Genomic DNA, 16,122 nt, shown 5'->3' on the forward strand with positions numbered 1-16,122 from the left:
TACCCGCCAGGTACCCGCGGCCCACGCAGGCATTCAACCCACGAACACTGCTGAACGAGGAGACATCATGTCCGCATCCACCCTGCTTCACCCCGCCACGCCGATCCACCCCACCCCTGTTCCGCCGTTTGCGGCGCCGGCAGCGCCAGCGACGCTCGACCAGGTACTGGCCGAAGTCGCCCGGCGCAGGGAAGAATTCACCGCGCTCGGCCACGTGCCGCGCGACATGGTCGAACGCTTCAAGGAGGCCGGCATCTACCGCGCCGGCACGCCGCGCTGCTTCGGTGGCGATGCGATGCCGCCGGCCGACTTCCTGCGCATCGTCGAGCGCATCGCGGCCGTCGACGGTTCCGCCGCCTGGGTCGCCAGCTTCGGCTCCGCCAACACTTACCTGGCCGCGCTGCCCAGGGCAACACAGGCCTATATCTATGCCGAAGGACCGGACCAGGTATTCGCCGGCGCGCTGTATCCGCCCCAGCCGGCGGTGCGCGCGGCGGACGGCTGGCTGGTCACCGGCCAATGGAAATTCGCCAGCGGCTGCATGGGCGCCAGCTGGCTGGGCGTGGGCATCGGCGGCGGGCCGGGCGTCAAGCCGCTGGCCGCCATCCTGCCGGCCGCACGCGTCGAGATCGTCGAGAACTGGGACGTGGTAGGGCTCGAAGGTACGGGCAGCCATGACCTGCGCGTGAGCGACCAGTTCGTGGCGGACGACTGGACCTTCCAGCGCGGCAGCGGCGCCGTTATCGACGAACCCCTGTACCGCTACCCTGCCACCTGCTACCAGGCGCAGGTGCACGCGGCCGTCAATATCGGCCTGGCGCAGGCTGCGCTGGCGATCGTCAACGACATGTCGGCCGGCAAGGTCACCACGACCGGCGCGCCGCGCATGGCCGACCGTGCCTACTTCCGTATCGAACTGGCCAAGGCGCAGGCGACGTTCGAGGGTGCCCGGGCCTACTTCTACGAATCGGCCGAAGCAGTCTATGACACCATCGTGGCGGGCAATGATGTGACGCCGGAACAGATTGGCATGCTGAAGCTGAGCGCCACGCATGCCGCGCAAACGGCCGCCGACGTGGTGCGGGACGCCTATCGGCTAGGCGGCATGGCGTCGATCTACAGCAGGCATCCACTGCAGCGGATCGTGCGCGATTCGATGGTCGTGACCCAGCACGCCTTCCTCAGCAGCGGCAACTTCGACGGCGCCGGCGCGGTGCTCGTCGGTGTCCCGCCCTTCCCCGGTTTCCTGTAATCGCGCGAGGCAGCCATGACTACCGTTTCCGCTCAAATTTCCGCTCCTGACATCGACACCCTGCGCCTGCGCTTTCGCGAAGCCATGGCCAACCTGCCGGCGGCCGTCAATATCGTTACCACGGCCGGCCCGGCGGGACGCTGCGGCATCACCGCCACGGCGGTCTGCTCCGTCAGCGATACGCCGCCGACACTGCTGTTCTGCATCAACCGCAACAGCACGACACTGTCCGCCTTCGAGCAGAACCGGCAGCTCTGCATCAACGTGCTGCCGGCCGAATGCGACGAGCTGGCCCGCCACTTCGCCGGCATGAGCGGCCTGTCGATGGATGAACGCTTCCAGGCCGCGAACTGGATCGACGTGGGCGGCGCCGTGCCGCGCCTGGAACCCGCCCTGGTCAGCCTTTCCGGCCGCGTGGTCGACGTGGCGCAGGTGGGCACCCATGCGGTCATCTTCGCCCAGGTCGACGACATATCGATCCGCCAGCAGGCCGACGCGCTGGTGTATTTCGATCGTACCTTCCGCCGGGTGACGCGGCAGGTCGAAGCACAGCCGGCGTGACCGTCCCGGACACCCCGCCACAACGATAAAACCCACTCTCTCTCCAGGAGTCGCACCATGAAAAATCGCTCTCTCATCCGAACCGCCGCGCTGGCCGCGGTATTGTCCGCGCCTTTGCTGGGTTGGGCGGCGGACCTCAAGCTGGGCTTCATCACGTCGCTGTCGGGCCCTTCGTCCTCGCTGGGAATCCCGTACGCGAAGGGACTGCAGGCCGGCGTGACCTACCGGCCCGACATCGACGGCAAGAAGGTGCAGGTGGTGCAGCTCGACGATGCCTCCGATCCCACCACCGCCGCGCGCAATGCCCGCAAGCTGGTCGTCGAGGACAACGTCGATGCGCTGATCGGTACGGCCGGCACGCCGTCGGGCATCGCCATCGCCGGCGTCGCCCGCGAGCTGAAGGTGCCCTTTATCTCGGTCGCCCAGGTCAAGCCCGACGCCGGCAATGGCGGATGGATGGTCAACGTGCCGCAGGCCACCCCGCTGATGGTCGATACGCTGGTGGCCCACATGCAGCGCTCCGGCGTCAAGACCGTTGCCTACATCGGTTTTTCGGATGCATGGGGCGATATCGTCTACGACGCGCTGCTGGTTGCGGCGAAAAAGAACGGCATCAAGGTTGTCAGCAACGAACGCTATGCGCGCAACGACAGTTCCGTCACCGGCCAGGCGCTGAAGATCGTCGCCGCCCGGCCCGACGCGGTGCTGAGCGGCACGTCGGGCACGCCGGGCGCCCTGGCGTACCTCGGCCTGAAAGCACGCGGCTATCGCGGCAAGATCTATGGCACCCATGGGATCATCAACCCGGACTTCATCCGCGTCGGCGGCGCGTCACTGGAAAACCTGTATGCGCCCACTGGCCCCGTCGTCGTGGCGGACCAGCTGCCGGCGAACCACCTGTCGCGCAAGATCTCGCTCGATTTCCGCAGCGCGTACAAGAAAGCGTTCCAGGTCGATGCGACGGATGCGTTCGCGCCCTATGCCTTCGACGCCTGGCTGATCTTCCTGGATGCCGCGCAGCGCACCATGGCCCAGAAGCAGCCCGGCACGCCGGAGTTCCGCGCGGCCCTGCTCAATTCCCTGCTGTCCACCAAGGAGCTGGTCGGCACGCAGGGGGTGTACAACTTCCGTCAGGAGAACATCTTCAACACCGACCCGCGTTCGGTCGTCATGGTCAGGCTCGAGAAAGGCAAGTGGAAGTACATGCCCTGATTCACGTCCCGTTCGCCCACGCCCTGCCGCGCAAGCGGCGGGGTGGCATCATTGCAGCCCTGATCCAGACCTTCAACGACAACGAGGAGACCACAACGATGTTCCACAGCATTCGCCCCACTCTGGCAGCCCCGGCAGTTCCGGCCGCCCTGCTGGCCCTGGCCTTCGCCCTGCCCGCCGGTGCCGCCACCGGCCCCGTGGCCGCCATCGACAGCGGCAAGGTCGAAGGCGCCATCGACGCCGGCATCGCCAGCTGGAAGGGCATTCCCTATGCGGCGCCGCCAGTCGGCCAGCTGCGCTGGCGCGCGCCGCAACCGGTGGCCAGCTGGACCGGTGTTCGCGCGGCCACCAGCTTCGGCAACGACTGCATGCAGGTGCCGTTCCCACAGGACCTGGCACCACTCGCCACCACGCCCGCGGAGGATTGCCTCTACCTGAATGTATGGAAGCCTGCCGCGGCACAGGACAAGCTTCCGGTGATCGTGTGGATCCATGGCGGCGGTTTCGTGAACGGCGGCACATCACCGGCCATCACTTCCGGCGCACCGCTGGCGAAACGCGGCGTCATGGTGGTCAGTTTCAATTACCGGCTCGGCCGCTTCGGTTCCTTTGCCCACCCGGCGCTGGCGCAGGAAGCGGAAAACAGGGGCCAGTCCGGCAACTACGGCTACCTGGACCAGGTTGCGGCGCTCAAATGGGTGCAGCGCAATATCGCGGCATTCGGCGGCGATCCGGCAAACGTGACCATCATGGGTGAATCGGCGGGGGCCATCGCGGTCAGCACGATGCTGACGTCGCCGCTCACCCAGGGGCGGGGACTGTTCGCCAGGGCGGCCATCCTGTCGGGCGGCGAAGGCAGCATCCCCGGCCTGCCGTCGAGCAGGCCGGGGGCCGAGCAATGGAGCACCGAGTTCGCCAGCAAGCATGGCATTGCCGCGAACGATCCTGCCGCACTATCGAAGCTGCGCGGGCTGACGCCCGAGCAGGTAGTCGACGGCTTCAACCTGATGTCCATGTTCGCGCCGGGTCCACGAGTGCACGTCGGGCCGTTCGCCGACGGGCAGGTTGCCGTGGAACCGTTGCCGGCCTATACGGCTGGCCGCTTCGTCAAGGTACCGGTGATGATCGGCGCGACCGATGACGACATGGGGGGACGGACCGGCTTCATGGTCGCCGGCGCCCGCAAGATCGCCGGCGTGCTGGCCGACCAGGGCGTGCCCGTGTACGCCTACCGTTTTTCCTACGTGCCGAAAGCGATCGAGTGGCCGGGCGGCGCCAAGCACGCAACCGATGTGACGTACTTCTTCGACACCGTCGCCAGCGCGCATGGCGACAAGACGACCCCGCGCGACATCGCCATGAGCAACGCGATTGCCACCTACCTGGTGAACTTCGCGAAAAACGGCGATCCGAACGGGGCGCAATTGCCGCAATGGCCGCGCTACCAGCGCGCGAGGGATGAAATCGTCGACTTCGCCGCTGCCGGCATGCCGGTGGTGTTGAAGGATCCGCTGGGCCCGGAAATCGACGCGGCGCAACGCGCCATGCCTGCCGAACAGGCCAGATAGCCCCAGGCAGGCCGCCGCCCCGGCTGCCCTGCCCCGGCAGGGCAGCCCGGTCGATACTCCAACCCGCATACTCGCCGCAGGACCACCGCACGATGGAGCCCCCTGTCGTCCACATCGTCGACAGCGACGACCTTGCGCGCGCATCGCTGGCGCGGCTGCTGGATGCGGCGCAGATCCGTACCGCATGCCATGCCGGCGCCGAGGCATTCCTGCAAGCCTACGACGCGCTGCTGCCCGCCTGCCTCGTGGTCGAGGCGGATCTCCCTGGAACGTGCGGGCTGCAACTGCAGGAACACCTGCTGACGGCCGGCAGCGAGCTGCCCCTCATCTTCGTATCGCGCAGCGGCGACGTGCCGATGTCGGTGCGCGCCCTGCGCAATGGCGCGGTGGATTTCCTCCAGAAGCCGTACGACCAGCGCCGCATGATGGAAAGCATCCAGCTCGCCCTGGATGGCGTGCGAAGCCGCTACCCCGAGCGCGAGCGGCAGGCACGCCTGCGCGAGAAGTTCGCGCAACTGAGCCCGCGCGAGCGCGAAGTGCTCGATCATGTCCTGCGCGGCGACGTCAGCAAGACCATCGCGCGCGACCTGAACATCAGCGTGCGCACGGTCGACGTGCACCGGGCCAGAATCAAGGACAAGCTGCGCTGCCAGAACTCCACCTCGCTGGTCAGGGACGCCGTGCTGGCGTTCGGGCTCGACATCCTGCATCCACGCGATTTCCCGAATCCCTGATTCCCCGATTCCCTGATTCCCCCATGCCCCGATTCCCGCCGGGGCACGGCGCCGGCAGTTCCGCTCTTTCCACCATTTCCGGCCACGCCATTTCCTTCGTCCTCCGTGCGCCCGGCTCCGGCGTGTGCTTGAAACGCAACAGGCCCTGCCGCGACGCGCGAACATGCCGGCAGTACGGCTTTGTCACGCTTTCGGCGCCGCGTCCGCATGCTGGCCGCGAAGCGCTTGATTTCATTGCGAAAACGATTTCAGAACCGCTCCGGAATCCACGCGGCCTTGTGGCTGCTGGCGCCGTTCGATGGCACACGCATCGTCCCACTAGGTAGGCATGCGTATAGACGCTGCAACGCTGCCTTCCTATCTTGAAGCAGCTGCCGCCGTTTGCCGCTTCATCACGGCGGTCCATGCCGTGCCAGTGGATGGCGGCAAGCCCATCGCAATAACCAGACGGCGCCGCGACAGCGCGGCGGTTCCAGAACCAAGAGGAGAAGAAGTGACGAAAGCCCGCAATGACGTTGTACCCCGTATCACCCCGCGCGGCATGGCACTGGCCGTGGCCGGCGCGTGCGCCACGATGTTCGTACCCGCGCTTGCCCAGGAGGCGCCCCCGACAGCGGCGGCCGACACCAGCCAGCCCGCAGCGGCGGCACCCGCCAACACGGTGATCGTGACCGGCATCCGCGCGGCCATGCAGTCGACCATCAACCTGAAGCGCAATGCCGACGGCATCGTCGACGGCATCGTCGCCGACGATATCGGCAAGTTCCCGGACACCAACCTTGCCGAGGCCGTGCAGCGCATCTCCGGGGTGTCGATCGACCGCTCGCGCGGCGAGGGTTCGCGCGTGACCGTGCGCGGCGTGGGGCCGGACTTCAACCTGGTCCTGCTGAACGGCCGGCAGATGCCCGCGGCGAACCTGGAAGACCGCGGCAGCCGTTCCTTCGACTTCGGCAACCTCGCGTCGGAGGCGGTGTCGCGGATCCAGGTGTACAAGAGCGCCCGCGCGGACAGCCCGCCAGGCGGCATCGGCGCCACGCTGAACATCATGACGGGCCGCCCGCTCGACCTGGGCAACCAGGCCAGCATCGGCGGCAAGCTGGTGTACGACAAGTCGAACACCAACCTGCCGGACCAGATGAACGGCAAGAAGGTGACGCCCGAAGTGTCGGCACTGATCAGCCGCAGGTTCGGCACGGACGACATGTTCGGCCTGGCGCTGACAGCGAGCTACCAGTCGCGCAATTCGGGCTTCAACCAGGCCCAGGTCGGCGGCTGGATCGGCCCCTTCCAGGCCGGCGCCACCGGCGAGTACGGCGCGATCGCGCCCGGCACCGCAACGAACGCGCCCACCTCGGGCATCTACCTCACGCCGCAGAGCCTGTCGTATTCGCTGACCGGTTCGCAGCGCCAGCGCACCAACGGCCAGCTGACGTTCCAGTTCCGCCCCACGCGCGACTGGACCTCGACGCTGGACTACACGTATGCCCGCAACAAGATTCAGACGCTCGGCACCTCGGTCGGCGTATGGTGGAGCCATGCGCAGAACCAGCGCAGCGACTGGGTCACGGGCCCGGTCTCTTCACCGTCGTACTACGAAGAGCAGTCGCTCATGCAGGATCTGGCGTCGGTGGCACAGGACTACGCGACGGTGTCGACGCTGAAGTCCACCGGCTTCAACACGTTCTTCCGCGCCAACGCGCGGCTGCGCCTGTCGCTGGACCTGCATCACTCGGTGGCCAGCTCGGGTTCCGACAGCCCGTTCGGCAGCCTCAACGACATCACCACGGCCAGCTTCGGCCGCAACACCAATGGCGCCGACTTCACGCATGAACTGCCGGTGCTGTACATGGACTACACCCCGATCGGCAACGAGGTCACGGGGTCGTGGTTCCAGGATGCGCGCAGCCGGCAGGTGATCGACCAGGCCCAGGCCGGCGCGAAGCTGGACATCGGCGAATCGTCCGGGCTCAATTTCGGTCTGTCCGTCACGCGCACCCGCTACAACTCGGCGTGGCAGCAGGTGCAGCAGGATGCCTGGCAGGGCACGGCGCCAGGCGGCCACCAGAACGCCGCCACGGTCTACGACCAGAGCTACTGGACGCCAGCCAACCTGCGTGACTACTTCAGCCAGCTGGACGGATCGGATGATCCGAGGATGTGGACGACGATCCCGGTCGTGGACTTCGTCAAGGTGCGCCAGAACGCGATCGAAGTCACGGGCAACGCGGCGCTGTTCACGCCGAGCCTGGCCGCGCCGACGGAAGTGCGTGCGCTGCGCGAGAAATCGAGCGCGCTGTACGTACAGTTCAATACCGAGTGGGACACGGCGATGCCCATGCACACGGGCATCGGGCTGCGCTACGAAAGGACCACGATCGATACCGATGCGACGGTCGCCGATCCTAGCCTGGTGCGCTGGGTGTCGCAGAACGAGTACCCGATCACCAGCACGCCCGGCACGCTGCGGACCGAACACGGCGAGTACCACAACTGGCTGCCGACAGTGGACTGGGACATGGACGTGCTGCCGACCCTGAAGGTGCGCGCCAGCTATGGCGTGACGATCGGCCGGCCGCGCTGGGACCAGCTGCAGGGCGGCGCCACGTATGGCGCGGTGGCCGGCGTCACGGGCCTGAACGTCACGCGCGGCAATCCGCAACTGGCGCCGGTCAAGTCGCGCAACCTGGACCTGTCGGCCGAGTGGTACTACACGCGGCAGAGCATGGTGTCGCTGGGGCTGTTCCACAAAGACCTGAGCGGCTACGCCGGCCAGGCCAGTTTCGTCGAGGCGTCAAGCACCGCGACCACGCCAGTGGGCGGCAAGTACTGGAACGCCGCGGTGGCGGCGGGCTGCAGGCCGGCCGACACGGACTGCCTGCGCAACTACATCCTGCGCAACTTCGACGGCCAGCCCGGCGTGACGATGACCGGCACCACCGGCACCGGCAATGCCGCAGGCGTGATCACCGGCATCCCGGGCGACCCTGCCCTGCCCTACAACGTGACGACCTACATCAGCCAGAACAAGTCGGCACTGAAAGGCGCCGAGATCAACTGGCAGCACATGTTCGACAACGGCTTCGGCTTCCAGGCCAACTATACGTACGTGAAGTCGGACCTGCGCTACAACGATACCGGCATCGGCGCGCAATTCGCCCTGCTGGGGCTTTCCGATTCCGCCAACCTGGTCGGCATCTACGAGGACCGCAGGCTGTCGGTGCGCCTGGCCTACAACTGGCGCGACCGCTTCCTGGCATCGGTGGCGGACAGCGGCCGCGCGAACCCGGTCTACGTGGAACCGTATGGGCAGTTCGACCTCTCCGTCGGCTACAACGTGACCGACAGGCTCAGCCTGGCACTGGAGGCGATCAACCTCGCCGACGCCACCCAGCGCGCCCATGGCCGGACCGTCATGCAGGTGCTGAGCGTATCGACCGGCGGCCCGCGCTACATGGTGGGGGCGCGGTACAAGTTCTGAGGACGCGGGGATAGAAGAATTTTCCGGTACCGGGGTCCGGTTCTGATGCCGCTTGGCTTGCGACCCTTGATGCTTCGGGAGCAGTAGCGGTCTGGTGTCGGACACCGGTTCCTTGGTGTCGGACACCGGTTTTCGCATAATGTTGCCGATTTCCTGACAGGAAAACCGGTGTCCGACACATTTCCCGGATGTAACGCCCGGAAAAAATGTCCGACACCAGGTACGAAAGCGCGCGCATCCCCCCAACAGCGAAGGGCTGGGGTCAGACCCGCCGGGTCTGACCCCCGGAATTTGCATTTGGGTGGAATTAGTTTGCCGGCACCAGGGGCAGACCCCGGTTTCAGAAACTATGCGAAGAGAGATAGGCGAGCGGAGCGCGGCCGGTCAACGACCGTCGTCGCGCTCGCGGTCGCAAGACAGCGCTTCGGCAAGCCAGTCCCGTTTCAAGGATTTGCCGGACGGCGGCGCGGCAGGCGCGGTGGTGGCGGTGGCATGGGGGTTGGCTGCCGAAACAGGAGGCGCCCGCAGCCCGTCCAGCGGTTCGGCGGGACAGCCCGCCGGTTCATGGCGAAATTGATCAAGCATGAGGTACTCCTGTATTCATTGCGGCGGACCGGCCGTTGCAACCGGCCCGCCCTTCAGCTAGTCGGTACCGCCACCGAGGTAGGTGGCGTGCACGCGCGCATCCCGGGCCAGCTCGTCCGAGGCGCCGGCCAGCGAAACCTGGCCCAGTTCCAGCACCACGCCGCGGTCGGAGCTGCGCAGCGCGGCCAGCGCGTTCTGCTCGACGAGGATGATCGAGATGCCGTCGTCGCGCAGCGCGCGCACGATGGCGAGGATTTCCGTGACGATCTTCGGCGCCAGGCCCAGGCTCGGTTCATCCAGCATCAGCACGCGCGGCTCGGCCATCAGCGCGCGCCCCAGCGCCAGCATCTGGCGCTCGCCGCCGGACAGCGTGTTGGAGCGCTGGGTGCGCCGCTCGGCCAGCCGGGGGAAGCGGTGGTAGACGCCGTCGAGCTTGCGCTTGCGCGCCGCCGACGAATCGCGCTTGCTGTAACTGCCCAGCAGCAGGTTGTCCAGCACCGACATGTCGCCGAACAGCTCGCGCTGTTCCGGCACCAGGCACAGGCCGCGCCGGACGCGTTCCTCGACGTCGATGCCGTCCAGCGACTCGCCGTCCATCCGTACCGCGCCGCGCGCCGGCAGCAGACCCACGGCGGCCGCCAGCAGCGAGGTCTTGCCGGCGCCATTCGGCCCGATGACGGAGACGATTTCCTTCGGCATCAGTTTCAGCGAGATGCCGCGCACCGCCTCGACCTGGCCGTAGTTGACCTGCAGGTTGTCGATTTCCAGGATAGGACTCATGCCGCATCTCCCAGGCAGATTGCCTGTTTCGTGTTGTTGGATTGCTCTTCGGCGAGGTCGCCGCCCAGGTAGGCGGCCTGCACGCCGGCATCGCGCCGTACCGCGGCGGGATCGCCTTCCATCAGCTTGCTGCCGAAGTTCATCACGACGAGGCGGTCGACGAGCTTCATGACGAAGTCCATGTCGTGTTCGACGATCATGATGGTCACGCCGTCGCGGCGCAGCTGCTTCAGCAGCTCGGCCAGTTCCTGTTTCTCGCCATGGCGCAGGCCGGCCGCCGGCTCGTCCAGCACCAGCATCACCGGGTCGCCCATCAGCGCGCGGGCGATCTCCAGCAGGCGCTGGGTGCCCAGTGGCAGCGCGCCCGCCAGCTCATGCTCGCGGCCGGCCAGGCCGATGCGCGCCAGCTGCGTGCGGGCCTCCAGGAAGATCTGCCGCTCCTCGTGCTTGTCCAGGCCCAGGCCGGCGGCCAGCAGGCCGCTGCGGGTGCGCCCATGGGCACCCAGCGCCACGTTGTCGAGCAGGCTCATCTGGGGCCGCAGCTTGACGTGCTGGAAGGTGCGCGCCATGCCGAGCTGGGCGATATCGCGCTGGGACAGCTTCGTCACGTCGCGGTCCATGAACGACACCGTGCCCGAACTGAGCCCGATGGCGCCGGTGAGCAGGTTGAACATGGTCGACTTGCCCGCGCCGTTCGGCCCGATCAGGCCGACGATCTCGCCGGCGGCGATGTCGAAACTGACCTCATTGACGGCCACCAGGCCCCCAAAGCGCCGCGTCACGTTCCGGGCACTCAGGATGGTCTTGCCGGCTGTTGGCTGGCTGCGCCGCGCCAGCGGCTGCGTGTCGCCGCGCGGCGGCGGGACCACCGCCGCCGGGGCACGGCGGTACTTCGCCGCCAGCTTCACCGCAAAACCGCAGACGCCGGCCCGTGCACGGTGCAGCAGCAGCAGGAAGAGCAGGCTGAACACGATCACCTCGAGCTGCGTGCCGCGGCTCGACAGCAGCGGCAGCACATCCTGCAGCGTATTGCGCAGTAGGATCACGATGGCCGAGCCGATCAGTGCGCCCGGCAGCTGCAGCAGGCCGCCGACCACGGCCATCAGCAGGTAGTTGATGCTGCCGTGGACATCGAACGTCGACGGGCTGACATAGCGGCTGTTGTGCGCGTACAGCCAGCCCGCCAGGCCGGCCACCAGGGCCGAGTACACGAACAGTTTCAGGCGCAGGTGGTAGCCGTCGGCCCCCACGCTGGCCAGCAGGCTGTTGCCGCCGCGCAGGCTGCGCATGGCGCGGCCCTGGCGCGAGCGCAGCAGGTTGCTGCTGAACAGGTACACCAGGCCCAGCATGCCCCAGATCAGGTAGTACATCGCGCCCGACGACGCCAGCGAATAGCCGCCGACATGGATCGGCACGATATTGCTCATGCCCGTGTGGCTGCCCAGCGCTTCGATATTGCTCAGCACCAGCGGCACCGACAGGCCCCACGCAATCGTGCTGATCGGCAGGTAATGGCTGCCCAGGCGCAAAGTCAGCATGCCGATCACGAGCGCGGCAAGGCCGGTCGTCGCCAGCGCGAACAGCAGGCCCAGCCAGGGCGACAGGCCCTGCGCGGCGGTCAACCACGCGGTCGAGTAGGCGGCGATGCCCACGAAGGCGGCCTGCCCGAACGACGTCACGCCGCCGACACCCGTGAGCATCACCAGGCCGAGGGCGACCATGGCGCCGATGCCGATGTCGTTCATCAGGCCGATACCGAAATTGCCGAGCGCCAGCGGCAGCAGGAACAGCGCGGCCACGACCGCCAGCGGCGCGTGGCGGTGAAAGAGGATGCGGCTCATTGGTTGATCTCCTCGACTTCATCTTCGGAATGGACGGCATAGTACGAACGCACCAGCAGCACGGGAATCAGCACGCTGAACACGATCACGTCCTTCAGGGCGCCGCTCCAGAATGCCCCGAAGCTTTCCAGGATGCCGACGGCGACCGCGCCCAGCGCGGTCATCGGATAACTCGTCAGGCCGCCGATGATGGCTGCCACGAAGGCTTTCAGGCCGATGGTGAAGCCGGAGTCGTAATACAGCGTGGTGATGGGCGCGATCAGCACGCCGATCAAACCCGCCAGGAGCGAAGCGCACAGGTAGGCCATCAGCGCGGTGCGCGCCGGGCGCACGCCGACCAGCCGGGCGCCGACGCGGTTGACGGCGGTGGCGCGCAGCGCCTTGCCGAGCAGCGTGTATTCGAAGAACAGGAAGAACATCAGTCCCAGCACGGCCGCCGCGCCGACCATCAGGATCGTCTGCATCGAGACGGCGAAGGTGGCCCCGAGGTCCCAGGTGCCGTCCAGCAGCGCCTGCGTGCGGTGGCCTTCGGGACCGAAGAACATCAGGCCCAGGCCGGCGAACAGGAAGTGCATCACCAGCGCCGCCATCAGCAGCACCAGCGACGAGGCATCGGCGATCGGCTGCAGCAGGATGCGCGCCGCCAGCGGTGCCACCGGCACCACCAGCAGGATGGCGCACAGCACCTTCAGCAGCGCGGGCGCCTGCGATCCCGCCAGGCTCCAGGCGGCAATACAGGGCAAGGCCGGCAGGACGCCCCAGCCGAGCACCGCGGCCGGTATGCGCCGGTAATCGCCGGCACGCCCCAGCCGCACGATTTCCAGTCCCACCGCGATCGCTGCCAGCAGCGACACCATCCACACCGTCGGCGGCAGGTGGCCGGCCTCGAATGCCGCCAGACTCAAAGCGGCGAATACCGCCACGTCGCCGAACGGCACGAACACCACCCGGGTGACGGAAAACACCAGCACCATGCCGATGCCGGCCAGCAGATAGATCGCGCCGTTCGCGATCCCGTCCGTCAAAAGTATCAATATCACATCGCTATCCATCATGTCTCCACATCTGCTCGCTGCTAATTCTGTTTGTTAAGGTGGGGTCCGGGCTGCCCGCCCGGCGCTCCTGCCAACATGGCGGCCGGCGCGCCTTTCATCGCATTCGCGCCGCCTCCATGGCGCTGCGGTCGACACCCCTGCCGAGCGACTGCGCGGTCTTTCCGGCGAGGCCGAAGTCGGTGTTGGGGATGTCCTTGATGATGATCCTGACGCCGCTGCGGGCGGCGCCGGGGAGGTCCGCCAGCACGTCGGTCAGTGCCGCGATCAGGCGGCGCTTCTGCTCGTAGCTGCGGCCCGCGATCAGGAATGCCTGCGCGATGCCGAGAGCCGCTCCCTGCCCTGTTTCCGGCGACGTCAGGGCCACGGCGGGCCTGCCGCCGATGCCGATATCGTGGACCCCCACTTCGTTCAGGATCACCCGGACGGAATCGATGGGCGCGTCGATCGATGCCACGACGGCGTGCGTCATGGCCTCGATGAGCTCGTGTTTTTGCCGGTGGCTGTATCCCTCGGCGATGAATGCTTCTATGGTCGGCATCATGTATTCCTGGAGTTAAAAAACAGCGGATAAGACATGCCCGCCGGGATGAACGGACCGTGAATCCCGCGGCATTGTCAGGGATACTATGCGGCGATATCGAATAAATCAAATTTATACTATTGATGATATTGATGAATTAAGCTTATTCGCCTGATTGGTGCAGAATGCTAGCGCCATGCACCGCGCCGCCCATCGAAACCGGGCGAAAACACCGCTTGCGCACTGCGGCGGTGCAGAATAATTGGATAAATGCCATGGATGGGAATCATCTTTTCCATCGATTGGATTAATCCATTTTTCACTTCTACCATTCCCTTGCCTCAACACACGATGCAGCCGGCGATGGCCGTTGATGGCCTTCGCACGCCTGCCAATCCTCGCCCCGCGCACCGCCGCGGGCATCACTGCTTGTAGCATCAGGAGAAGCCGAACATGAAACGCACCCTGCGCGCACTCTGCGCCGCCTCGCTCTGCACCACCACGCTGGCCCACGCCGACCCGGTCACGATCTACGGCTTGATCGATGCCGGCCTGACCCGTTATTCGGACAGCGCCACCGCCACCGGGCCGCGCCAGCTAACCAAGATGGACACCGGTGTCGCCAACGCGAACCGCATCGGCTTCAAGGGCGTGGAACAGCTGGGCGACGGCCTGAGCGCCTTCTTCACGCTGGAAACGGGCTACACGCTCGACGACGGCGCGCTGGGCCAGGGCGGGCTGATCTTCGGCCGCCAGGCCTTTGTTGGCCTGGCCAACCAGTACGGCAGCGTCAGCGTGGGCCGGCACTACGATTTCATGATCAACCAGAACGCCTACTCGACCGGGGCCGCCACCGTGGCCGGGCTGCTGGCCTTCGGCCTGCATGCCAGCCCGCGCACGGCGGGCGTGCTGAACGACCGCATCTACGCGGGCGACCGGGTCAACAACTCCGTCAAGTTCCAGAGCCGCGCTTTCGGCGGGTGGAGTGTCGGCGCGCTATATGGCATCGGCGAAGTGGCGGGCAACAGCGCGGCGGGACGGACCTACAGCGTGCGCGTGGCCTACGATGCCGGCCCCGCCAGCGCCGCACTGGCCATGACCGACCTGCGCGACGCGGCGGGCGTGTACACGACCCGCATCTACGGGCTGGGTGGCAGCTACCAGATGGGCAGCATTCGCGCGTTCAGTCTCCTGACCCATGTCCGCAACAACAGCGGCCGGCAGCTGGAAGCCACCAATGCGGAAATCGGCGCCACGTGGGCCGCCGCGCCGCTGGTCGACCTGTCGGCCGGGGTGCAGCGGCAATCGCGCAACAACGCCATCGGCAGCGCGCACCAGCTGACGCTCGTGGCCAACTACAAGTTCTCCACGCGCACCAATGTCTACGCGGTGGGCGCGTTCCTGCGCGACCGCGGCTTCCCCGCCCAGACCACCGCAGCGGTCGGGGTACCGGACGCCGACGGCACGCAGAACGCGCTGCGCATCGGCATCCGCCACCTGTTCTGACCCCGCGGCCCGGCGCCGGTCACGCCTGCCGGCCGCTCAACCCTGCCGGCCATATTCCTGCAGCAGGTCGACGATGGCCTGCCGCATCCAGCGGTTGCCGGCGTCGCCCTCGAAGTCCTGGTGCCAGTGCAGCGTCACCTCGACTTCAGGGATCGTCACCGGCAGTTCGTACAGCGAGAACTGTTCCTGCGCATTGAACAGGCGGGCGATCCGGTAAGGCAAGGTCACCGCCAGGTCCGAGCGGGCCAGGATGCTGGGCAGGACCGAGAAATGGGGGATGTCGAGCGCGATCGGGCGGTCGATGCCGTGGGCACGGAAAACATCCTCCAGCTGGTGGTGGCTGCTCTCGGCGGACTGCACCTGCACGTGGGACAGGCCGAGGAACTGCTCGACGCCCAGCGAGCGCCCCGGCGGCAGGCCGTCGCGCCGGCGTGTGAGGCACACGTAGCTTTCCCTGAACAGCAGCGTATGGCGCGTCATGGATTTCAGCAGCGGCAGGTTGCCGATGGCGAAGTCGAGCTGGCCCGTGCGCAGCGATTCCTCGATGGCGCTCTTCGGCACCTGCTCGACGTGGATGCGCGCCAGCGGCGCATGCGCCCGCATGTATTCGCACAGCGGCGGCAGGAAGAACATCTCGGCGGCATCCGTCATCGACAGCGTGAAGGTGCGCGTGCTCAGCGCGGGCACGAACTGCTCGGCATAGCTGAGCGCATCCTGCACCGCCTGCAAGGCGCGCGTGATCGGCTTGGCCAGCTCCTGCGCCGCGGGCGTGGGCTGCATGCCGGTCTTGGTACGGATGAACAGCGGGTCGTTGAAGATGGTGCGCAAGCGCCGCAGCGCATAGCTGACCGCCGGCTGCGACAGGTGCAAGCGGTCGCCCGCCAGGGTCAGGCTCCGTTCGTCCGAGATCGCCTGGAAGACGCGGAGCAGGTTCAGGTCCATGTTGTTGAGGGTCGTCATACCAAAATCCATGCTGTTTATGCGATTTATATATTACATCAATTTGATAAATCAAAGGCCTGCCAATAGA

General features: G+C 66.8%; 13 protein-coding genes. 7 read left to right on the forward strand and 6 right to left on the reverse strand.

Going from position 1 to position 16,122, the window contains the following annotated elements; genetic code table 11:
• The first annotated feature begins 67 nt into the window (after nt 1-67).
• From ACY65G_RS20430 to ACY65G_RS20455, 6 genes are all read left to right on the forward strand, one after another.
• A complete protein-coding gene (locus tag ACY65G_RS20430) occupies nt 68-1,252 on the forward strand; it encodes an acyl-CoA dehydrogenase family protein (RefSeq protein ID WP_464999131.1) in 1,185 nt (394 codons plus the stop codon).
• A 15-nt stretch (nt 1,253-1,267) separates the two neighbouring features.
• Entirely contained in the window at nt 1,268-1,813 is a 546-nt protein-coding gene (locus tag ACY65G_RS20435; RefSeq protein WP_464999132.1) for a flavin reductase, read from the forward strand.
• A gap of 57 nt (nt 1,814-1,870) precedes the next feature.
• Nucleotides 1,871-3,025, forward strand: a complete 1,155-nt coding sequence (locus ACY65G_RS20440) for an ABC transporter substrate-binding protein (protein WP_464999133.1) — start codon at nt 1,871-1,873, stop codon at nt 3,023-3,025.
• The gene (locus ACY65G_RS20445; RefSeq protein ID WP_464999134.1) at nt 3,007-4,593 is read left to right on the forward strand and encodes a carboxylesterase/lipase family protein; all 1,587 of its coding nucleotides are present in this window, start codon (nt 3,007-3,009) and stop codon (nt 4,591-4,593) included. Before ACY65G_RS20440 ends, ACY65G_RS20445 begins: the two co-directional genes overlap by 19 nt.
• A 92-nt stretch (nt 4,594-4,685) precedes the next feature.
• On the forward strand, nt 4,686-5,327 hold the full coding sequence (locus tag ACY65G_RS20450; protein WP_464999135.1) for a response regulator transcription factor: 642 nt from the start codon (nt 4,686-4,688) through the stop codon (nt 5,325-5,327).
• Nucleotides 5,328-5,820: 493 nt separating this feature from the next.
• On the forward strand, nt 5,821-8,805 hold the full coding sequence (locus ACY65G_RS20455) for a TonB-dependent receptor (RefSeq protein WP_464999136.1): 2,985 nt from the start codon (nt 5,821-5,823) through the stop codon (nt 8,803-8,805).
• Nucleotides 8,806-9,189: 384 nt separating this feature from the next.
• Here the strand turns inward: ACY65G_RS20455 and ACY65G_RS20460 are convergent, their stop codons facing one another.
• The 5 genes from ACY65G_RS20460 to ACY65G_RS20480 form a co-directional block, all read right to left on the reverse strand.
• The gene (locus ACY65G_RS20460; protein WP_464999137.1) at nt 9,190-9,390 is read right to left on the reverse strand and encodes a hypothetical protein; all 201 of its coding nucleotides are present in this window, start codon (nt 9,388-9,390) and stop codon (nt 9,190-9,192) included.
• Nucleotides 9,391-9,447: 57 nt separating this feature from the next.
• Complete coding sequence (locus ACY65G_RS20465; protein WP_464999138.1) at nt 9,448-10,170, reverse strand: ABC transporter ATP-binding protein; 723 nt, start codon at nt 10,168-10,170, stop codon at nt 9,448-9,450.
• Complete coding sequence (locus ACY65G_RS20470; protein ID WP_464999139.1) at nt 10,167-12,011, reverse strand: branched-chain amino acid ABC transporter ATP-binding protein/permease; 1,845 nt, start codon at nt 12,009-12,011, stop codon at nt 10,167-10,169. The genes ACY65G_RS20465 and ACY65G_RS20470 overlap by 4 nt, the downstream gene beginning before the upstream one ends.
• A complete protein-coding gene (locus ACY65G_RS20475; protein WP_464999140.1) occupies nt 12,008-13,066 on the reverse strand; it encodes a branched-chain amino acid ABC transporter permease in 1,059 nt (352 codons plus the stop codon). Before ACY65G_RS20475 ends, ACY65G_RS20470 begins: the two co-directional genes overlap by 4 nt.
• 94 nt (nt 13,067-13,160) lie before the next feature.
• Nucleotides 13,161-13,607: a tautomerase family protein gene (locus ACY65G_RS20480; RefSeq protein ID WP_464999141.1), complete on the reverse strand. Its 447-nt coding sequence runs from the start codon at nt 13,605-13,607 to the stop codon at nt 13,161-13,163.
• Nucleotides 13,608-14,039: 432 nt separating this feature from the next.
• Here ACY65G_RS20480 and ACY65G_RS20485 point away from each other — a divergent pair, with 432 nt between their 5' ends.
• Nucleotides 14,040-15,092, forward strand: a complete 1,053-nt coding sequence (locus ACY65G_RS20485; protein WP_464999142.1) for a porin — start codon at nt 14,040-14,042, stop codon at nt 15,090-15,092.
• A 36-nt stretch (nt 15,093-15,128) separates the two neighbouring features.
• On the opposite strand, the gene ACY65G_RS20490 is transcribed toward ACY65G_RS20485, so the two are convergent.
• Nucleotides 15,129-16,052 (reverse strand): LysR family transcriptional regulator, encoded by a 924-nt coding sequence (locus ACY65G_RS20490; RefSeq protein WP_464999143.1) that lies wholly within the window; start codon nt 16,050-16,052, stop codon nt 15,129-15,131.
• Nucleotides 16,053-16,122: the final 70 nt, after the last annotated feature.

It is taken from the genome of Pseudoduganella sp. jia 12 (assembly GCF_055502675.1).